This window comes from Lentilactobacillus dabitei (assembly GCF_019061365.1).
Classification (GTDB): Bacteria; Bacillota; Bacilli; order Lactobacillales; family Lactobacillaceae; genus Lentilactobacillus; species Lentilactobacillus dabitei.
Map to the genome: position 1 here is coordinate 1 of NZ_JAHPPD010000028.1, position 20936 is coordinate 20936.

At 41.4% G+C, this 20936-nt stretch carries 20 protein-coding genes and 1 pseudogene; 10 read left to right on the forward strand and 11 right to left on the reverse strand.

Annotated features, from left to right (window positions below):
* Positions 1-54: 54 nt before the first annotated feature.
* Complete coding sequence (locus tag KTE19_RS05865; protein ID WP_217341828.1) at positions 55-552, reverse strand: FRG domain-containing protein; 498 nt, start codon at positions 550-552, stop codon at positions 55-57.
* Positions 553-814: 262 nt separating this feature from the next.
* On the opposite strand from KTE19_RS05865, the gene KTE19_RS05870 reads away from it, so the two are divergent.
* From KTE19_RS05870 to KTE19_RS05885, 4 genes are all read left to right on the forward strand, one after another.
* A complete protein-coding gene (locus KTE19_RS05870) occupies positions 815-892 on the forward strand; it encodes a putative holin-like toxin (RefSeq protein WP_076661461.1) in 78 nt (25 codons plus the stop codon).
* 237 nt (positions 893-1129) lie between these two features.
* Positions 1130-2431, forward strand: a complete 1302-nt coding sequence (locus KTE19_RS05875) for a Y-family DNA polymerase (RefSeq protein WP_217341829.1) — start codon at positions 1130-1132, stop codon at positions 2429-2431.
* Positions 2424-2744 (forward strand): hypothetical protein, encoded by a 321-nt coding sequence (locus KTE19_RS05880; RefSeq protein WP_020090488.1) that lies wholly within the window; start codon positions 2424-2426, stop codon positions 2742-2744. Before KTE19_RS05875 ends, KTE19_RS05880 begins: the two co-directional genes overlap by 8 nt.
* Positions 2737-3123: a hypothetical protein gene (locus tag KTE19_RS05885; RefSeq protein ID WP_217341830.1), complete on the forward strand. Its 387-nt coding sequence runs from the start codon at positions 2737-2739 to the stop codon at positions 3121-3123. Before KTE19_RS05880 ends, KTE19_RS05885 begins: the two co-directional genes overlap by 8 nt.
* Before the next feature lie 126 nt (positions 3124-3249).
* On the opposite strand, the gene KTE19_RS05890 is transcribed toward KTE19_RS05885, so the two are convergent.
* The 4 genes from KTE19_RS05890 to KTE19_RS05905 form a co-directional block, all read right to left on the reverse strand.
* Positions 3250-3987, reverse strand: a complete 738-nt coding sequence (locus KTE19_RS05890; RefSeq protein ID WP_217341831.1) for a helix-turn-helix domain-containing protein — start codon at positions 3985-3987, stop codon at positions 3250-3252.
* 306 nt (positions 3988-4293) lie between these two features.
* Positions 4294-4851 carry a serine O-acetyltransferase EpsC gene (gene epsC, locus KTE19_RS05895; RefSeq protein ID WP_003586333.1) on the reverse strand — a complete coding sequence of 186 codons (558 nt, stop codon included), beginning with the start codon at positions 4849-4851 and terminating at the stop codon, positions 4294-4296.
* Positions 4817-6001, reverse strand: coding sequence for a trans-sulfuration enzyme family protein (locus tag KTE19_RS05900; RefSeq protein ID WP_217341832.1), 1185 nt, complete (start codon positions 5999-6001; stop codon positions 4817-4819). The genes epsC and KTE19_RS05900 overlap by 35 nt, the downstream gene beginning before the upstream one ends.
* A 21-nt stretch (positions 6002-6022) precedes the next feature.
* The gene (locus KTE19_RS05905) at positions 6023-6934 is read right to left on the reverse strand and encodes a PLP-dependent cysteine synthase family protein (RefSeq protein ID WP_012807380.1); all 912 of its coding nucleotides are present in this window, start codon (positions 6932-6934) and stop codon (positions 6023-6025) included.
* A gap of 743 nt (positions 6935-7677) precedes the next feature.
* Here KTE19_RS05905 and KTE19_RS05910 point away from each other — a divergent pair.
* From KTE19_RS05910 to KTE19_RS14240, 4 genes are all read left to right on the forward strand, one after another.
* Positions 7678-10845, forward strand: a complete 3168-nt coding sequence (locus KTE19_RS05910; protein WP_217341833.1) for a type I restriction endonuclease subunit R — start codon at positions 7678-7680, stop codon at positions 10843-10845.
* 13 nt (positions 10846-10858) lie between these two features.
* Positions 10859-12481 carry a type I restriction-modification system subunit M gene (locus KTE19_RS05915; RefSeq protein WP_217341834.1) on the forward strand — a complete coding sequence of 541 codons (1623 nt, stop codon included), beginning with the start codon at positions 10859-10861 and terminating at the stop codon, positions 12479-12481.
* Complete coding sequence (locus KTE19_RS05920) at positions 12471-13682, forward strand: restriction endonuclease subunit S (protein WP_217341835.1); 1212 nt, start codon at positions 12471-12473, stop codon at positions 13680-13682. Before KTE19_RS05915 ends, KTE19_RS05920 begins: the two co-directional genes overlap by 11 nt.
* Positions 13683-13895: 213 nt before the next feature.
* Positions 13896-13958: a putative holin-like toxin gene (locus KTE19_RS14240; RefSeq protein WP_222843308.1), complete on the forward strand. Its 63-nt coding sequence runs from the start codon at positions 13896-13898 to the stop codon at positions 13956-13958.
* A 154-nt stretch (positions 13959-14112) separates the two neighbouring features.
* Here KTE19_RS14240 and KTE19_RS05930 read toward each other — a convergent pair whose 3' ends face one another.
* The 4 genes from KTE19_RS05930 to mobQ form a co-directional block, all read right to left on the reverse strand.
* A complete protein-coding gene (locus tag KTE19_RS05930) occupies positions 14113-15237 on the reverse strand; it encodes an ArdC-like ssDNA-binding domain-containing protein (RefSeq protein ID WP_217341836.1) in 1125 nt (374 codons plus the stop codon).
* Between the two features lie 3 nt (positions 15238-15240).
* Positions 15241-15456: a hypothetical protein gene (locus KTE19_RS05935; RefSeq protein WP_217341837.1), complete on the reverse strand. Its 216-nt coding sequence runs from the start codon at positions 15454-15456 to the stop codon at positions 15241-15243.
* Positions 15457-15577: 121 nt separating this feature from the next.
* Positions 15578-17089, reverse strand: coding sequence for a type IA DNA topoisomerase (locus KTE19_RS05940; protein WP_217341838.1), 1512 nt, complete (start codon positions 17087-17089; stop codon positions 15578-15580).
* A gap of 119 nt (positions 17090-17208) precedes the next feature.
* On the reverse strand, positions 17209-19269 hold the full coding sequence (gene mobQ / locus KTE19_RS05945) for a MobQ family relaxase (RefSeq protein WP_217341839.1): 2061 nt from the start codon (positions 19267-19269) through the stop codon (positions 17209-17211).
* Positions 19270-19539: 270 nt separating this feature from the next.
* Between mobQ and KTE19_RS05950 the strand changes: the two genes are divergently transcribed.
* Positions 19540-19749 (forward strand): hypothetical protein, encoded by a 210-nt coding sequence (locus KTE19_RS05950; protein WP_217341840.1) that lies wholly within the window; start codon positions 19540-19542, stop codon positions 19747-19749.
* Between the two features lie 19 nt (positions 19750-19768).
* A complete protein-coding gene (locus KTE19_RS05955; protein ID WP_076661664.1) occupies positions 19769-20050 on the forward strand; it encodes a hypothetical protein in 282 nt (93 codons plus the stop codon).
* On the opposite strand, the pseudogene KTE19_RS05960 reads toward KTE19_RS05955, so the two are convergent.
* A pseudogene (locus KTE19_RS05960) lies at positions 20037-20730 on the reverse strand (ATPase). The gene KTE19_RS05955 and the pseudogene KTE19_RS05960 sit on opposite strands and share 14 nt — an antisense overlap.
* A 1-nt stretch (position 20731) precedes the next feature.
* A complete protein-coding gene (locus KTE19_RS05965; protein ID WP_109249221.1) occupies positions 20732-20929 on the reverse strand; it encodes a hypothetical protein in 198 nt (65 codons plus the stop codon).
* Positions 20930-20936 lie beyond the last annotated feature (7 nt).

A 20936-nucleotide genomic window follows, 5' to 3' on the forward strand; every position in this document is an offset into this window, starting at 1 on the left:
TGGGATAATTTTTCATAGCTTAAACTCGCTTTTTACATAGAAGTATATCAAAAATCATAGATCTTGGACAGCTTCTAAAGAAGTATTTTCCAATTGGTCGTCACGTTGTGTTTCTTGGGGGACAATGCCTTTTTCTTGATAATCAGCGGGTACTAAGAAATTGGGAAAACAGTAAATAACTCCGGGATCAGACGAATCACTACACGTGGCAAAATATAAGGCCACAAAAAGACAAGACGTAACGTCTAACAATCTTGTATGCAAACCGTAGTGTTGCATACATATCAGTTTCTGAAGATTAGAGGTAATTCCCTGTGAGTAAATGTTACTTGGGAATTTTTTTATATGATCTAGTTCATTGTCTTCATCATTGTTTCTAAGCAAACTGGCTATATTGTTGCTATTTTCATAGTCTTTGCTTTGTCCCCTAAAGTACAATCTGGCCGCATTTCCTTGACCGTCAATGAAAGCACTATATCTGTTCGAATTACAATACACAGCAAGCAGTTCCTTTAAGACTTGATCTACTTGTTTAACAGACTTAATTTCCAAAACTAATCCCCCCCCAATAACATTAGCAAAATCAATCGAACATTCTATGTTATCAGCATAACCTCAGTTAAGATGAAGTACACTACTGATTTAAAAATATGTTTCTAAAAGAATTATATCTCTGTATAATGGTTCCTTGTAGAGAAGTTAAGGCGGTGGCTATTTCCAATCGGAGGTGGTGCTTATGGTGTTAAAACTTTAAAGCCCATAAATCCTAACGAAAGGAGTAGCCTAAGTGTCCGTTTCGGACGCTTTACAATTAATGCTGGCTTTTGGTACGTTTATCGTAGCCTTAATCGCATTAATTGTTGAGCTGATCAAAAGTCAGCAAAAAAAATAATCCGTCTTAGCTTTTGGCAGGGCTAACGGATTATTTAATCTAATATTAAACTTTGCCACCGTCTTAAACGGTTCTACATGGGAAGTCCTGTTCTAGCGGGGCTTCCTTTTTCTGTGTTCATTATAGCATGACTATAACTGACTTTCGACTATTTTTAATCAGCTTTCTAGCAGTTTGAGGGAACACACGTTTGCTTTTGTGCTACAATACAGGTAAAAGCTAACGGAAGTGATCTAAATGTTTTTTGATGATGAACCGCATGGCGTGTTCTTCTTAATCGATAACAAGTCCTTTTATGCTAGTTGCGAAGCCGTTGCCCGGGGGCTAAATCCCTTAAAAGTCCCATTAGTGGTCCTTAGTGAAGCTGAAAATACCAATGGCGGGCTCATTTTAGCCACGTCACCTGAAGCTAAGCACTTATTTCATCTTAAAGCCAACGTCTCCCGTAAACGTGACTTACCCAATGACCCCAGGTTGTGGGTCGTGCCACCGCGCATGAACCTTTATATTCAACGTAATTTGCAGATCAATCAGATCTTTCATCAATTTACCACTGAACAGGAGGTTTGGCCGTATTCGATTGATGAAAGCATTCTTGATATGACCCATACTTGGCGGCTGTTTGGCAATTCTGTTCGCGAAGTGGCGCGCTTGATTCAAAAGACAGTTCGGCAAAAGTTAGGCTTGTATACCACCGTGGGAATTGGTGACAATCCGGTGCAAGCTAAATTAGCCTTAGACCTTTATGCTAAACATAATCATGAATTGATCGGTGAAATCCATTACGAAACTGTGCCGGATAAAATTTGGTCAATTACTGAATTAACGGACGTTTGGGGGATTGGCCCCCGTATGGCTAAACGTTTGAACCGGCTTCAAATTCACAATATGTATGAGCTAGCCCACACCAACCCTTATTTACTCAAACAACAGCTTGGAATCATTGGTAGCCAATTATTTGCTACGGCCTGGGGAATTGATCGCGTAAAAGTCACGGAACCAATTAAGGTTAAAGCAGCTAGCCTGGGTAATTCACAAGTGCTACCACGGGACTATTTTAACCAAGCCGAAATCGAAACGGTCATTAAAGAAATTGGGGAACAGGTGGCGGCTCGTCTCCGGCACCATCATAAACTGGCCGGTTGTCTATCGCTAAGCATTGGGTTTTCCTATGCCGCAGCTGAAGCAGATGGTCGCGGTGGTTTTAACCAGGCTTTAAAAATGGAACCAACTAATGACAATCAAGTTTTGACACAACAATTATTGTGGTTATTCCGTCAGAATTGGGACGGTCAAGCTGTCCGGAATATTGGTGTTTATAGCAGTAAACTAAGTGCCAATTCCTGCCAACAACTTAATTTATTTGAAACCCCGCACAACCAAATTCGCCGTAGCCGGTTAAACCAAGTGATTGATGAAATTCACCGGCAATTTGGGTTCACCAAACTAGTTTACGCGACCAGTTTATTAAAGGGAGGCACCGCTATCAAGCGGGCTTCACTAGTGGGCGGACATAATGGAGGCAATAGCTATGAATAGCGATATAGAGATTATTAAGGGGCGGTTAACCTTATTGTTTAAGCGGCGTCCCCAAACCCGCTATTGGTTAATGTTGACTAATGACACCTACGATCAGACCTATAATCTGTTTTTTAACAGTCAACGGGCTAATGAGCGCTTGCAATCTGTTCCCTTACATAAATTAGCTCACTATGATTTAGCTGGTTTAGAAAAATTACTAAAAGCATTACGACAAGATATAAAGCTAACGATCGAATTTGTCGGCTTTACTGGGGAACGGTGGCCTGCAAGCCAAAAGCTGATTCAACGAAAGCGGGTGCCCCTTGAATAATCAAGAATTTGATTTAGCCACGGTTAAGCATTTTTTTGAACATGATTACCATGACCGGGGCATGATGAAATGGCAGGGATTCTATTTATCCGATCATACTGCTGCTTTAAACCAACAGAAGCAGCAATTGAATGAAGTCTATGTTCCGCGACCGCAACAATCCTTAGCAGAGATAACCCAACTACTGGCAGACGCATATCAGCGTCAGCAACCAGTGACCATTCAATTAAAAACGGTTGACCAAAACAACCGTCATTTGCCAGATATCACCACCTTGATCCATGGCTACAATGCCAATGATATTGTGATTGACGCTGATCGGTTTATCCCACTACTAGAAATTCGCAATGTGTCCTTTAAAAATACGGAGAAGCTATAAAGTTCTAGCTCTCCGTATTTTTCTTAACACTTTATTTGCTAGGCTTCGTCTTACACCGGTAATGAGTCGATACCCTAATAACCTAACACTTCATATATAGAATGTGACTAATCAATACTAATTTTTTTAATTGAACGGCCACCACAGATATCGTTTAGTAATCCGTCTTTCTGCATGAGCATCGTAAGCTACATAATGATTCCCAGTTTGTTCACGCATCATTAGAGGAATTTGCGCACGAGAGACTAGACGAACATTTGAAACATAGGAGCCTTTATGAGCAACAAGTGCCCAACGCTGTTTAGAACTATATTGTCCGGTATAAAACTTTAGCCAACTACCACTCCCAAAAGGATCATCAGCTACAAACGCATCAACTTGCTGCGGGGTTTTAACAGCAGCAACATGTTTATTTTTACCATCACTATCAATGATAGTTGTCTTTTCTCTCTTCTCTGGAACCTGGTTAGGTAGTACCGCATAACCATATTGAACTCTTAAAAAAGGATTGAAACGATCAATCCATTCATTTTGGCTAGCACGTCCGTATCCTAATACACTTAACCATAAAAATATAAGAATAAAGATCGCTGAAACAATCATCAAATAGCGTTTATACTTGTCTTTGTCTCGTACGTCCTGACTAATTTTGTTAACCATCAAATTTCCATCACCTTTAAGTAAAATATCTAGAGGAACAGCTAAAAATTCACTTAGATTTACTAATGTGTCTAAATTTGGATAACTTAAATTGTTTTCCCAGCGTGATAGCGTTTGACGTGTCACATGTAATTTATCAGCCAATTGTTGTTGGGTTAAGTGCAGTTCTTTTCTTCTTTTTCGTAACACATTAGCAAATTGCAATTTAATAGTCCTCCTTAACTTTTAAGATAGCAGAAATCTCATGAATGTAACGCAATTACCATGTTACATTCATGATTATTCGATCTTAATCGAGAAAAAATTGGCTTTTAACGCCAATTGAGCTTAATTTGATGTGTTTATTAGGGTCCGTCTGAAAACTTTATTTCAGGCGATTCTGATTCGCCTGAAATAAAGTTTTCAGACGGACCCTAATTATTTTCGACACAATAGTTAAATACGAAAAACACCTTGATGATATTTTTGCCAACTGGCAACTCTTTTCATCAAGGTGTTTTTCGTAAGTTATTAATTTTTAGTGGTTGACGTGTTTGTCGTGAAGGTCACGTTAATGACTTTAGCGGGTAACTTGTTAACGGTTCGGGCAGGGTTGCCGACCACTGTGGTTTTATCGGCCACGTTATTCAGGACAATTGCCCCTGCGCCAACTTTACTAAAGGCGCCGATCGTAATGGTGCCAAGCAATTGGGCGTTGGCACCAATGAATGCACCCTTTTTTACATAGGGATGTCGCCGACCTTCAACGGCCCTCCTGGCACCCAGCGTCACGCCATGCAGGATAGTGACGTCATCTTCAATCACGGCAGTGGCACCGATCACAACGCCAATCCCGTGATCGATAAAAACGCGCTTACCGATTTTGGCTTCCGGCGAAATTGAAATCCCGGTTACTTTGGCGGCATGTTGACTTAGGAACCCGGCAATTGTATAAAGTCGATGAAAAGCCATAAAGTGAGCGATTCGATACCAAAACAGGGCCCGAATCCCCGGGTAGGTTAAGAGAACTTCTAAAAGACTGTGGGCTGCCGGATCACGCTTGAGAATGGACCTTGCTGTCTGAAACATTTTTCTCGCTCCTCTTAAGCTCATTGAAGCCGCGTTCCAAATCGGCTAACAAATCCTTTTGATCTTCAACGCCGACTGAAAGGCGAATTAACTCGTCTTTGATGCCGTTTTTCAACCGAATGTCACGTGGAATTGAGCCGTGGGTCATCAAGGCCGGAATTTCGATCAAGCTTTCCAGTGCACCCAAACTCTCGGCCAATGTGATAACGTGCAGTTGTTCAACAAATTGTTTTGGATCCAGTCCGTCCTGTAATTCAAAGGAAATCATTGCGCCAAAGCCGTGCATTTGTTTTTTGGCGACTTCGTAATCAGGGTTGTTCGGATCGCCAGGGTAGTAAATTTTGCTGACAAGTGGCTGGTTTGATAGATAATTGAAGACGGCTTCGGCATTGGCCAAATGAGCACGCATTCGAAGAGACAACGTTTTAATCCCACGTTGCAATAGCCAACTTTCCTGAGGGGCCAAAATACCACCAATGGCATTTTGAAGGTAACCAATTTTTTCGGCCAATTGATCATCTTTAGTGACGACCAGCCCGGCAATGACGTCGCTGTGACCACCAAGATACTTGGAAGCACTGTGAAGAACAATATCCACTCCCTGTTCCAGCGGTTGCTGAACGTAAGGCGAGGAGAAAGTGTTGTCGATAATGCTTAAAATTTGGTGCGATTTGGCAATCTTGGCAACCGCTGCAATATCGGTTACTCGTAAAAGCGGGTTGGTTGGCGTTTCCAAGTAAATTGCTTTGGTATTTGGCGTAATCGCTTCTTCAACAGCGGCCAGGTCACGGGTGTCAACCACGGTAAAGGTCATGCCAAAGCGTTTTAAAACGGCGTCAATCAATCGGAAGGTACCACCGTAGACATCATTGCCAATGACGAAATGGTCGCCGGCGGAGAACATTGAGAAGACTGTGTCGATTGCAGCTGAACCGGAAGCAAATGCAAACCCGGCTGTGCCGCCTTCCAACTCGGCAATTAGTTTTTCAACTGCTTCTCGAGTTGGGTTTCCAGAACGAGAATACTCATATTGATTTTCACCGATTTTTTGCTGATGAAAAGTTGATGCCATATAAATCGGCACCGAAACTGCTCCGGTTGCTTTATCTTCGCTAATACCACCATGAATTAATTTTGTATCAAATTCCATTTTAATAACCTCACTTTATTTTTAATCATAAATATTTTCACTCATGTAACGTTCACTGCTATCTGGAAAAATTGTGACAATGGTACTATTCTCGGGAAGTGCCTTGGCAACCTTTAAGCTGGCAGCCAAAGCAGCCCCGCTTGAACTGCCAATGAATAATCCCTGCTTCTTGGCAAGCTCCTTAACTTGATGAAAGGCGTCGGCATCGGCAATTGTTAACGTTTTGTCGATTTGAACATCTTTAAAAAATGGTGGGACAAATTCAACACCGATGCCTTCAGTCCGATGGGGATGGGCAGGCCCACCATTTAGAATTGAGCCTTCAGGTTCCACAACGATGGTTTGAGTCGCCGGATTCTGCTCCTTTAAGTAACGAGCGACGCCTGCAAATGTCCCACCACTGCCCGCACCGGCAACAAAGGCGTCAATTGGGTCATTGAGGTCGTCAAGCAACTCTGGTGCCAGAGTGTGATAATAAGTATCAGGGTTGGCCGGATTTTTGAATTGCATTGGAACGAAACTGTTAGGAGTTTGATCGTGAAGCGCTTCTGCTTTTTCAATGGCGCCCTTGATGCCCTGATCACTGGGGGTGTTGATTAATTTTGCCCCTAAGGCTTTCATCAATTGTTGTTTTTCAAAACTGAACTTTTCCGGTACGACCAGAATGGTTGGCAAATGGTGTTGTTGAGCGGCAAGGGCAACCCCAATTCCGGTATTGCCGGCAGTAGGTTCGATAATTGTTGTTACACCTTCAGTTACCTGACCACGATTAATCGCATCTTGAATCATGTATTGGCCCAGGCGGTCTTTGATGCTGCCTCCTGGATTAAACATCTCCAGTTTGGCGTAAATGTGACTGTGATTTGGAATGTTGATTTGCAGATCAATCAGTGGCGTATGACCGATCAGTTCTGAAATGGAATGAATAAGCATAAATAAGATCCTTTCTAATCATTTGGAGCAGTGTTTAGCTGGCGGGATGCTAGGGGAAATGGCCGCAATAGATAGAAAAAGGGCGCGAAATTCTGAAATCCAGAATTTTCGCGCCCTTAGTTCAACTCCAGCCAAGTGGACATTGAACTCTTTTTAGGTCATGATTTCCCAAAAAACGTCAATGCTAACAGGCCGAACATCGCCAAAAACGCGTTGCTCGACAGCAACAATTAATCGCATTAAACATTGATTGACTCATCATGACACCTCCGAAATTTTTATTGTGATTAATGTACACAATTTCGAGACATCTGTCAATCATTTTTGAGCTAAAAAATAAAAAAGTCATGATAAATAGTTGAAATTTCTAGTAGCTTGAAAATATTTTTTCTCTGGTGTTATTTTCAAATTCTGTTTCGTGAATGTTTTAATTTGCTTTTGTTATATTAGTTATATTGTTGATAAGATTGAATGTCATCTTATTCAGATAAGAGCGAGACATACTGCAAGCAAGAACATTGCGATATATTTTTTTAATTTACATTATGAGGTTCATATTAAATTTATTGGAACAGAGGTTTCGAATTTAATGGTTAGCTCAATATTAGTTTTCTATTTTTTAGTTGTTTATCTTTTTCAGCTTTATTCTATCCCAGCTATATTAAATTATGAAGCCTAAACGCCAAGCGGTTCGCGTATAATAAACTAGTGAGTAATTTAAAGGTGGGGGAAGGAATGTTTTTATGTTGGAACTGTCATTTGAAAAAGAAGTTGTTAAAACCTTAACGACTGGAAGCAATCAATGGGTGGAACGAAAAGACCTATATGGTGCGACGCCGGATCAATTATGGGCTAATTTTCGTGATAAATTAAATAACAATAACTATGCTAAATTGCAGGGATACCCCCTAACTGATACCGAATTTAATCAAGTTAAACGGGCGATTGAAGTCCGAACACCTTACGAAGCGGCTAAATTACTAGCCGCCGAAAATGGCATTGGCAAAGTGGAAGTTGAACGTGATGATGCTAAGCTGGGCACGGTGACGCTTGAGTTGTTTTGGAAAGCGGACGTTGCTGGCGGTAAATCTAGTTATGAAGTAGTCCGGCAAGCAGTGCGACCACGGTTAGCTGGTACTCAAGATGTCGATCCTGATCGCCGTTTTGACGTAACCCTATTGATTAATGGGTTACCCTTAATTCAATTGGAACTAAAAAAAGCCACGGTCGAACTTAACCAGGCTTTTAATCAAATTGAAAAATACGCGCAGGAAGGTAAATATACGGGAATTTACTCGCTGTTGCAAATGTTTGTGATTATGACGCCGGATAGTACGGCGTATTTTGCGAATGCCGAACCGGATCATTTCAATAAAGCCTTTTTGTTCAATTGGCGAACGCGGGATAATCACCCCGTGGAAAACGGCTTAGCGTTTACGCGCCAAGTCCTTAATATTCCCATGGCCCACAAAATGGTCAGTGAATATACGGTCATCGACCAAGAACGTCAGAGCTTAATTCTCTTACGGCCTTATCAGATTTATGCGATTGAAGCCGTGATGCACCGGATTCATGACCATCAAGATGGCTTTGTTTGGCATACCACGGGTTCTGGTAAAACACTCACCTCATATAAAACCGCTAAATTAGCGGCGCAAGATCCCGGTGTCGATAAGGTCATCTTCTTAGTTGACCGGCGGGATTTAGACGAACAGACAACCAGCAACTTTAGTGCCTATGCTGCCAATGACGATATTGCCATTAAAGAAGCGCAAAATACCGGAGATTTAATGCGTAAGTTGCAACAAAATGACGGGAAAGTCTTGGTCACCTCGATTCAAAAACTCCATCGGGCGGTCAAAAAAACGCAAGCCCAGCTGGTAACCGGTAAGCAATCCCGCTTTAGTAAGACTTTAAAGCAACGGGTGATCTTCTTTGTTGACGAAGCCCACCGGTCGCAATTTGGTAAGATGCAAAAGGAAATTCGCGCAGCGTTTATCAATAGTAACTGGTATGGTTACACTGGCACCCCCATTTTTAATGAAAATAAGAAACAGCTCAAAGGTGATCTAGCAGTTACGACGGAGGAGCTATTTGGTAAAGTCTGTCACGTTTATAACTTGCGAGATGCCTTAGAGGACCAAGCCGTGTTACCGTTTAACGTCGAACATGTAACAACAATTGGCAAAGATACGTTAATAACCCGGGCCCTCGAGAAAGAAACCCAGCGCGTCAAAGCACGTCGCGATAAGCAAGGCCGCCTGCTGAGTACAGCTGATGAAGCAAAAATTCAAGCCAAGATTCAAGCGATGTCAGTCAAGGACTTGGAAGAAACGTATTTAACTCCGGCTGACTTTGAGACTGATGAGCATATTAATCAAGTTGTTCAATATATTTTACAAAAAGGCCCGCGTAAAACGAGTTTGGGTCATGGCAACTATAATGCGATTTTGACCACCAGTTCCATTGAAATGGCGCAACGCTATTATCAAGCCTTTAAGGCCGCTAAAAGGGCCACTCACAATCAGCTAGATCCTGATTGGCCCCGAATTGCGATTACTTATTCATTAAGTGAAAACGAAGATCAGAGTGCGCAAAAACATGACCAAATGGCCACCATTTTAAAAGATTATAATCAGCAGTATCACACTAATTTTGATTTAACTGATTTGAATCTCTACAACGAAGATGTCGCGAAACGGGCCGCCCGGCGTGAGGCGGTCTTTGCTCATTTACAAACGGATCAAGAAATAAATTTAGTGATTGTCGTACGCCGTTTATTAACAGGTTTTGATGCCCCTCGGCTAAACACGCTCTTTGTTGACCGCACCTTAGCTTATCAAGAACTTATTCAAGCCTACTCACGCACCAACCGGCTCCAAAACCGGGAATTAAAACAAGAAGGCCAAATTGTGACCTTTCGGGTACCGGCAATCATGGAAGCTAATGAACGTGAAGCTTACAAGTTATATAGTGGCGAAGGCTCTTTTAATGTCATCATTCGTCCGACTTATCAGCAGGCCGTCTTAAAATTTCAAAAGGCTGTGGTGGACTTAAAAGCCATTGCCCCAACGCCGACGGCGGCCGATGACCTGAAAGGAACCACTGCCAAGGTGCAGTTTGTGAAAGCCTTTCGCCAAGTGAATCAACAATTGAACTCACTATCGATGTACAACGATTTCACTTGGAAAAATAGTGAAAAAGCTTTTGGTATCGCTCAGCCCGAAGTAGAATCCTATACGGGTAAATATCTGCGGATTAAAGCGGCGGTTACTAACCAAGAGCCTGAGAAAGTCCCCGAAGAGTTGGCCGCTTTAGACTTTTCCTTAGCCGTTGGTTCAGTCGTCTTGGTGGATTATGATTATTTGACGCAATTAATTCAAGATTGGATTGATGAACAGCAACAGTACACGACACCTGATCAAGCCCAAGCGCATATGACGGATTATCTGCAAAATAGTGCCAAAGTACAGGCTAGTTTGAATAAATTAGCGGAAACGCAACCGCAACAGGCTCAATTAATTCGCGAAGCCATGCCCTATATTGAGCAACAAACGCAACAGTCTCAGCAACAGAGCACCCCAAATAAAGCGCCAGTAGCGTTGAATGCTCGGGAGTTGGTGGCTGATTACGCCCAGAAACAATTGGTCAAAAAAACGACGACCTTTGCCCATACGTGGGGCTTAGATCAAACAGCCCTATTGCGGGTGGCGCGTGAACACACCGTGGGTACCGATGAATGGCATCATGAACAAGAATTAACGCAGTCAGCGAATTTAGCAGCGGCCTTACAAGCTCAAACTGCCACTGGGCCGAAGATTCCAGCTATTTTGCCACTATACCGGATTAAGTCCCAGGCCGCTTGGCGGCAGTTTATTGAACACGATTTAGCAATTTATCTACAAAAATAAGTGAGGTTAAACAATGTCAAAAAAAACAATGCAAGCTAGTCAACTTGAAAGCGCCCTATGGAATGCGGCCGATGTCTTACGCGGGAAAATGGACGCTTCTGAATATAAAAATTATTTATTGGGGTTAATTTTTTATCGGTTTCTATCTGAGAAAGCCTTAACGACCTTTAGTGATTGGGCAGGCGAAACCGAAAATGTCACCCGGAAATATGCTCAGTATATGGATCCGCAGTTTGAGTTGGAAGGCGTCTCAGTGCAGCCCAGTTTAGTGGAGTATTTGCAAAACACGCTCGGCTATTTAATTCAACCACAGGCGTTGTACGCCACCCTGATTGGCAAGATTCAAGCCCATACTTTTGCGTTAGATGATTTATCCCAGGCACTTCATGATCTGGAACAGTCGACGCAAAATCTGTCTTCAGCGCAAGACTTTTCGGGCTTGTTTGCCGATGTGGATTTAAGTAGTAATAAATTAGGCAGTTCTTTACAACAACGGAATCAAACTATCAGTGATACCATGTTAGCTTTAAATGCGATTGATCTTATCCATCATCAAGGCGACGTCTTAGGTGACGCCTATGAATACTTAATCGCGCAATTTGCCAGTGATTCTGGTAAGAAGGCGGGTGAATTTTATACTCCACGGCAGGTGTCCGACATTATTGCCCAGATTGTGACTTATCAGCGCAATGCAGGTGACAAACAAGTTCGAACTATTTATGATCCAGCGGTTGGTTCCGGTTCACTGCTATTAAATGTCGGACAGCACGTGCAAGACCCCAATTTAGTGAGTTATCACGGCCAAGAATTGAACACCACGACCTATAACCTGGCCCGAATGAATTTAATGTTACATGGGGTCTCGTATGACGATATGCATTTACGCAATGGCGACACGTTAAGTAAAGATTGGCCGGTTGACGAACCTTACTTATTTGATGCGGTCGTTATGAACCCGCCCTACTCGGCGCACTGGGATAACAGCGACAAACGCTTGTCAGACCCTCGATTCCGCGACTACGGCGTCTTACCGCCTAAATCTAAAGCCGATTTTGCCTTTCTGCTACACGGATTTTATCATTTACAAGAGCACGGAACTATGGGCATTGTCTTACCCCATGGCGTGCTATTTCGGGGGGCTAAAGAAGGCAAGATTCGCCAAAAGCTCCTGTTAGATAACCGGATTGATACCATTATTGGACTACCCGCCAACATTTTTCATTCCACCAGTATTCCAACGTTGATCATGATTTTAAAGAAACATAAAACCACTGATAACGTCTTATTTATTGATGCGTCCCGGGAATTTGAAAAGGACAAGAATCAAAATAAGCTAACGGCAGCCAATATCAAAAAAATTGTGACGACTTATCAAAACCGGCAAGATGTCGATAAATATGCCCACGTGGCCTCACCGGCAGAAATCAAGGAGAATGACTACAACTTAAATATTCCGCGCTACGTTGATACGTTTGAACCGGAACCCGAGATTGATCTGGACCAAGTTAAAGCTGATCTGAAGCAACTGGACGAGGAAATCAGTCAGAATGAACAAGCCTTTAATGAATTAGCTAGCCAGTTAGTGACCACCCAGGTTAATGATCAGTCAAAACCGGAGGCTCACAATGAAAGATAACCAAGCTAAATATCCGCAATTAAGATTTAAAGGTTTCACTGATCCTTGGGAACAGCGTAAGGTTTCGGAACTAGCAGACCGCTATGATAATCTTCGAGTTCCAATTACAGCATCCGAACGTGTAGCTGGGGAAACACCTTATTACGGTGCAAATGGTATTCAGGACTATGTTGAAGGTTTTACTCATAATGGTGAATTTGTTTTGGTCGCAGAAGACGGTGCGAATGATTTACAAAACTACCCTGTTCAATATGTTGATGGTAAGGTTTGGGTCAACAATCATGCCCACGTTCTTCAAGCTAAAGAAGAAAGAGTGGACAACAAATTTTTGACGAACGCTTTGAAACATACCAACATAGAACCATATTTAGTCGGCGGTGGACGTGCTAAATTAAACGCCGATGTCATGATGAAGATTAATTTTAAAGTTCCAACATTACCTGAACAAGTTCAAATTGGTAAGTTTTTCGATAATCTTGACCACCTCATCACTCTTCATCAGCGTAAGTTAGCTAAGCTTAAGGAACTTAAACAGGGCTATTTGCAGAAACTGTTTCCTAAAAATGGTGCAAAAGTTCCTGAATTGCGATTTGCAGGGTTTGCTGACGCTTGGGAACAGCGTAAGTTTGAATATTTATTAGATGAAAACGATGGTATTCGAAGAGGCCCATTTGGAAGTGCGTTAAAAAAAGAATGCTTTGTCTCTCAAAGTGATTACGTTGTGTATGAGCAACAAAATGCAATATACAATAAATATGAAACTAGATACAACATCACTAAAGATAAATTTGAAGAATTAAAAAAGTTTGAGTTAAAACCTGAAGATTTTATTATGAGTGGTGCTGGAACAATAGGTAGAATTTCTAGAGTTCCTCATGGTATTGATAAAGGTGTATTTAATCAAGCGTTAATCAGATTTAGAATTGATAACCGAATAACAGATTCTGAATACTTTCTTCAGTTTATAAGAGCTGATTTTATGCAAAAAAAATTAACTAGTACTAATCCCGGATCAGCCATCACTAATTTAGTTCCAATGTCAGAAGTTAAAAAATGGGGTATATTAGTTCCGCAAATAAACGAACAGTCTAAAATAGGAATTTTCTTCAAGCAACTCGACAAGACTATCACTCTTCATCAGCGTAAGCTTGAAAAACTCCAAGAACTTAAAAAGGGGTATCTACAAAAGATGTTTTGCTGATTCTTAATTTGATCAAATTTAGGATCCTATGAAACCCCATGACTTAATTTTTATTGTGCTTGGTCAACACTTAATTCACCTGTATAATGGATTACGCAGGAAGTTTTAAGGGCGGTGGTTGTCTTTTCCCTTGCGAGGTGAGGCCCATGGGAACATGGAATAATCTTCAGGAAGGTTTCACAGTCAATGAGCGTCTTCCAGACACTCTCGTTGATGTTGCTGTTTGGCACGTTTTTAATCGCGCTACTCAGCTATATCGACAAGCACCACAAATAAAAAAGCCGCCCTGCGTAACTTTGGTAGGTTACAGGGTAGCTTAATGCTGTCTTATTAACTTCGCCACCGCCTTTGAAGCGGCTTGCATGGGAAGTCCTGTCTTCAGCAGGGCTTCCTTTTTCTATTACATTATAGCATGCCCTTTAAAAACTGGCTAACGTTTTAAACTTTGATCAAGTTTGGATTCGGGTTGTTTGATTTCCGGATTCTGTTCAGCAAATGCTTGTAGCTGTTTTTGTGTTCGATTACTGATTTCATGGTGTATATCATTTAGTTTATTTTTTAGTTCTGATTTTTGTTGTGGGTTCCTTGCTTGCTGAACTTGTTGTTGCAATCCTTGGTAGGACTTATTAAGATCCTGGGCTGATAGCTTTTTTAGATCATGCTCAGGCTCTTTTGGGGCTTCTTGTAAGCCTAATTGTTTGGTTAACCCGTCGCTAAGCTCAATCACTTTGTTGCTCACTTGCTGGATCTCACTTAAAGCACTATGGATCACAGCTTTATCTTTGGCCCAGGTAGCTACATAACCGAGGGAGTAATTGCCCGTATCAACCCCAATATTTTGCATGGCAACATATGCAACCGCTTCGGCTTGGGTTTCCTGATAAGCTCGTGGCCGATCTTTAAAGGCTGATTTTAATCCGTGTAGCTGGCTATGCGCATATTCGTGATATAACGTCTTTAGTTTCAAAGCATTGTCGGGCTCATCGCCACCAATGACGATTTCATTAGTGCTGGGTTGAAAATACCCCTTAGCCCCATTTAGCGTCGCTAAAGGCACTTCACTGACTTTAAGGTCGGTTTGCTGGTTTAAATAATCTTTGAACGCGTTATATAAGCTTGTCACATTCTGATGATCGGCCAAATTTTCTTTGACAAAGTCTTTAGCACTTAACACTGGTTCACCGCTAGTTTGTGCCACATCAAAGACGGGTAGATAGCGATAACCGACAATGGCGCGCTCATCGGTGGTATCAAGATGCTTCTGCTCGGCTGGTGTTAGCTTCTTAATGATCGGAGCCGCAATCCGAATCGCTTTTGCGCCCCGGTTGACGGTGCGGTTAAAAGCCTTCTGCCATTGCTTAAAACCGGCGACTCGAGTGGCTTGAGGATTTTGCGCATAAATTAAATCAATGTTTCTGGCGCTATAACGATGGAATTTAGCCAGGGTATTGAGATACTTTTTAAATTGGTCACTATCAGTTAATTTTAGGATTTGCTGTTCAGCCTGGGCGACTAATTGTGCTTTCCAAGCCTTAACATCTGCTTTATTTGGCATAAGTTACCCCTCCTCATCTTCAAAAATATCATTCAATGTTGGCAATGATCTTATTTGAATCGGGGTCGTGCCATAAAGGGCAACGTAGCCATCGGCTAATTTTTGCCAAGCCACTTGATAGTAAGCTCCATTTCCAGTAACTTCTTTTAAATACTTGTAGGCTCCTTTAGTCTGCAAAACCGGTAATTCACTCCCAATGACTGTTAATTCGTTATCCATTTCATGATCTCCTTTGCTTTGCTAATCTCACCCGTTGTTTGGGTTTACTTTTAGGGTTGTAAAAGTGAACCTAAATGACGGGTTCACCAACCGGAACGTAGTGCAGGGCGGTAGGCAGGTTCTAATCAAAATCAAAACTTAATTTATGACCGTCAAGTTTTAGCTTGGCGTCAAACGACTTTCCCTTTTTGCTCTTGAAACCCTTTAATTTTCTGGTTTTCCCTTTGGTGACCAACGCTTTAATTGCGGTCTTACCGAGGGTCTTACTGCTCCATTTCTTGGGCAGGGTAAAGTCTTCGCCTTGCTTAGGCTTTACAATGTAAAACTTCTGTTTATTTAAAACGGTCGCTTGCGGTGTTTCTAAGAAGACCTCGTCGGACTTTTGTGCTTGCTGTTGGTGATTGATTTGTTGCTTAATGGCTGCATTGCCGGTTAATTGTGTGGGAACATCAGCGATTAACTTCGCCACAAACTTCTTGATTTGGCTCAAAAAATTATCCGGAGTGCGTTCTTCGGTACTGATTTGCTGTAACGCTTGCTCCCATTTAGCTGTCATTTCTGGACTAGTTAGCAAGGGTTCGAGTTCAACCGCTTTACATAAAGTGATTCCGGCTTCACTGACGTGCAACTTATTCTTTTCAGTAACTAAGTAGCCGCGTTTCTTTAACACTTCCAGCACATTGGCCCGGGTCGCACTTGTCCCAATGCCTTGCACATCTTTGAGAATCGCCTGGGCTACTTCATCATCAAGCGTTTTGCCAGCGGTCTTCATGGCCGTAATCAGGGTACCTTCGGTAAAGGGTACCGGTGGTGTCGTTTCTTTTTGCGGCGTTTGCAGATTCGCTTGAACTTGGTCGCCTTGGTGAACGATCGGTAGGGTGGCTGCCTCTTGCTGGTCGGTTTTGTGATCATCAAATAATGCTTGCCAACCTTGCTTAGTTGGGACCTTACCGGTTGCTTTAAAATTGGCGTCACCAACTTGGGTAATAATGGTGGTTTCCTCGTACTCGTACGGATCAGCAAACATCGCTAACGTCGTTCTTAAAACCAAGTCATAGACTTGTTGCTGTAATTTAGGCAAGCTGGCCAGTTTCTCTTTAGTCGAGACGACTTTAGTCATGATAATGGCATAGTGTTCTTCAACCTTTTTCCCATTGACGTAACGTTTATTCGGGGTGGTATTGGTTAAAGCGACTTGCTTAGAGACTAAACCCAGATACTTCGGCAGATTAGCCACTAAATAGTCAAATTCTTCATCAGTGATATAAGCACAATCCGTTCGGGGATAACTCAACAACTTGGCTTCATATAAGCTTTGAATAGCCGCTAAGGTTTGGCTGGCGCTGGCGTGATAACGTTTATTCATGGCACTCTGGAGACTGGATAGTGAGAATAGTTGGGGACTAGCACGCTTTTTAGCCTGGTTTTGAATGTCCTTGATTAAACCAGCCTGTGAGCCTTTCTGAACGTGTTTAGCTTGCATGAATGTCATTAGCCCTGTTTCGTCTTTAAATCGCTGATAGGGGTCTAATTTTGCGACGAATTTTTGCTGATTAGCAAGAATTTCAGCATTTAGTTCAAAATAGGGTTCCGGCTTAAAGTTTTTGATTGCCTGGTCTCTTTGATAGACCATACACAAGGCTGGCAGCTATAGGTAACTAATCGAGCACGCTCTACGTACCAAATTTTTATCAGTATAAAATACATTATGGGCTACCATTCATACCAATTAACCAGTCGCTAATTTTGTGATTACAAGTGCATGCCCCCATCTTCATGCCGGTTTCTAGTTTGATGTTGCCGCTGCTTTTTCGTCATTTCCCACTCGGTCTCTTTTAAGCCGCGTTCTTGTTTTTGCCGTTGGTAATCTTCATCACGGGCATATAGGGCGGTCATGATTACGTTACTAAAGGCCGTCTTTAAGTAGTAGCTTGGACTAACTGGCTTGTAATTTAGCGGTTGATAATGTCCAATATTTACTTTTCTATACTGGTCGTCCTTGGCTTGTTGCCCTTTTAACTGCTTTTGGATTTTCTCGATCTGACTGTTCTTAATCGTCGGATCGGTTTTGCATTCGCCAAAAAAGAGTTGTTTAGTGCCATCATGCTTTAAAACCCGTTGTAAGTGATGATTTTCTAACTGATCTAAGCTAAGCTGTCCCGATAAATAAGCTAGTCCTTGTTGATGTTCTTGGGGACTGAACACCTGTGGTGGATTTGCTTGCCACTGTTCAATTGTTTCAGCCTGACATGGCTTTAAAACAGGATCATAGTACATCACGGCTGTATAGGCTTGTTCCTGTTTAATCAATGGCAATCCATCTAAATCGCCTTTGGGAAAGGCCCTTTTCAATACTTCATGGTATTGCGTTTTAATGACTTGCTTAACGGCCATGATTGCCCGTAGGTCTTTGACTGCGCGAGTAATCTTTTGCTGCTCGGTTGGTGAATACTTTTCTAGTAGACCTTGATCAACGTGTTCTAGACTTTCTAAGCTATCATCATGAATCATCAGCGTATATTTAAGCTCGATTTTGACTTCCTTTTCTTGTTGCATTAATAACTTCCAGCCAACGTAGGGCCGTTTGGTAAAGGTCAATAATTGTCGGGTCAATAAATCATCACGAATATTCATTAAACGTTCGTTTAATACACTGCCTTTGAAAATCGTTTGTTCACTATTAGTTTCTTTAATCAATTCCCGTCGTTCAGCCGCGGTTGTCTGTTCAAAATCAAGCTCTGGATAAAGTTTTTTCGTAGTGCGATCGACCACTTTATTTAAGAGTTCATCTGCTTTTTTGAGTGAGCTTTCTTGTTGGTTAATTGTCAATGATTGTTTAGTCACATCTTCACCAACCGCATGTTTAATTAAGGTGCTGTTTTTCCAATTAAATAGCATGCGACGCTTATCATCTAAGTTCTCCAAACTGATATAAGTTTTCAGTTCATGGCTTAACTCTTTAACTACCCGTTTTTCATTAAACGAGAAGTGTTTACTTAGGCTATCTAAATGACCTCTATTGATTACTTTTTCTTGGTTGTTTTTATAACTGGCTTTGGCCTTGCGATAGTTCTTAACTTGTTGGTTAAATTCTTTTCTTTCATGCCGCTTACTATTGATTCCCTCATGTTGCATTGGGGTATCATCTATTCCCTCCTTGATAAATGATTTTTCGCTGATCCGATCGGGAATATTTTTTTGCTCTAAAACTTGATTGACACTAACCGCCCAATTGTGCCGCCATTCAGTTATTTTTTCTTTTTTATCCCAATCAACCAACCAAATTTTTCGGTTTCTCACATTCCCTGCAGGGGTCTTAGTTTTATTACCATGACTATCTAAAATGTATTCGGTTTTTGTTTTCTGTCCCCAAGTACCATCGGGGTTAAATGGGCGATTGGTTAACATCACATGAGCGTGCGGATTATCTGGGTGGTCGCGATGAATTGCCACGTCGGCTACCATGCCCTCATCAACAAAATTTTCTTGCACATATTTTGTCAGTAATTCTTTCTGTTCGGATTCACTTAATTCTACCGGTAAAGCCACGTTAAACTCTTTTGCATACCGTGAGTTTGATTTACGATCTTTCTTTTCAACTTCATTCCACAACTGCTCTCGATCACTGGCCCATTCTGGTGCATTTTTCGGGGTTAAAATAAAGCTTTCTGGCATAACCGAGCGGGCATAAAAATAGTGGCGGCCTTCATGATCATCAAATAATTTTTCACCGCTTCGATAAGCAGCACTGGCAATGGCACTTCGTCCTTTACCGGCACTAATATTACTAAAACTCATATGAAAGATTGCCATATCAGTCACCTTCTCACTTTGATTCTATGGGTTTGACTTTGTTGTCGCCATCGGCGACTTCTAATACAGGTTTTAATGGGTTTAGCACAACGTCATCTTTGATGACGTGTAAGTGCGCATTGACCTCGTTTCACTCGGTCTGCTGATTCCCCTAAATTTACTTCTAGTGTATGACTTCCGCTTCGCTATTTCAACTTTCATCCTTTGACTTAACGTTCTCTGTATGATATAGTGTCGGTGATTATTTTTAATACGATTGGAGGGATCATTATGTCTCAAAGTAACTTAGAAAAACAAGAAGCCAAATTAAAACAGCTTAATCAAAAGATTAAAGCTGAAAAAAATAAAATTGAACAAAATCTCGGTAAGAAAATCATTAGATCAGCCAATTTGGATTATGGGACACTTACCACTCCACAGATTAAAATAATTGCTAAAAAAGTTGCCGCCTTTTTAAATCAAGCTCAAAATAACCGATAATAGTTAGGTGGTAATGACTATGCCTAATCAATATGAAAAACTAGTTGAGCAACAAGCGCGTTTAAAACAAAAAATTGAGCGGGAAGATTTTAAATTACGGCAATCTAAATACTACGAAAATCGGCAAGCCCGCAAAGCCCGTTCTCGCCGATTAATTCAAAAAGGGGCTTTGCTCGAAAAATACTTTCAAGCTGATAATCTCTCGGTTGAACAAACCGAAGAGCTTTTAAAAATATTTGCCAATTATGTTAATGCCCATAAACCGAATAAATTTAAAGACGATCAACCTAATAATAACTAGGCCGATCGTTTTTATTTTCTGAATCATTCATGGGATTTCTAATTTTTAAATCTAAATTATTTTTAACAAAGGAATTTAATTGTTTTTGAACGGCTGCTTCAAAGGTGATTTTGGGGTTTATTCAAGGAAAATCTCGCAAATTATTTTTAATTACCTGGTCATGCTCTCTTCTGTAAACTGATACAAATTTTTGGCTATTATCGCAGATCACGACGTTATCAGCTTTGAATGCAACTGCTGCTAAATTTTAATTTGATTGATTTTATCGCTTTTTAACAACTTCATCTGGTACCCCGTGCCCACCCTTTTTTGACCCGTTTATGAACCCGATTAATTGCGACTTTTTCGTTTTTTAAAGCCACATATAAAAGTGTTACTTCAAAACCATTTTGGTGAGCCCGATCGATTAAATTTAATTGTGCCTTTCCTTGCCCAGACAAGGTTGTTTCAACATGAATACTCTGCCCGGTATCTAAAGCCGCGTGGAGTTGTTTTATTTCTTCGCGCATTGCCCTAAAGTTATCACAATCTTTATGCCAATCGCCACCCATTTTTTGTAGGATTTCATCGGCATTTAATCGTTTGGAGTAAGTAAATAATTCGGGTCTCGCGCGATATAAAGTGCTTTTACCAGCGCCGTTTATCCCAGCAACGATGATGTATCTCTTTAGCTCACTCATGTTAAATCACGAAATGCTTTTCGTTGATAATTTTCTCTTGGCGTTTCTCTAAGAGGTAAGTGTGTAACGCGTCAAACAACTTGCGCTTATCAGGATCTGGATTACGGGCTGCTTGCTCCCAAATTTTCTGAATGTTGATTGCCCAGGGGTCAGCCAACAATTGCTCTATTTTTTCGACTTCTTTGCTTGGTTTGGTCATTTAAAAA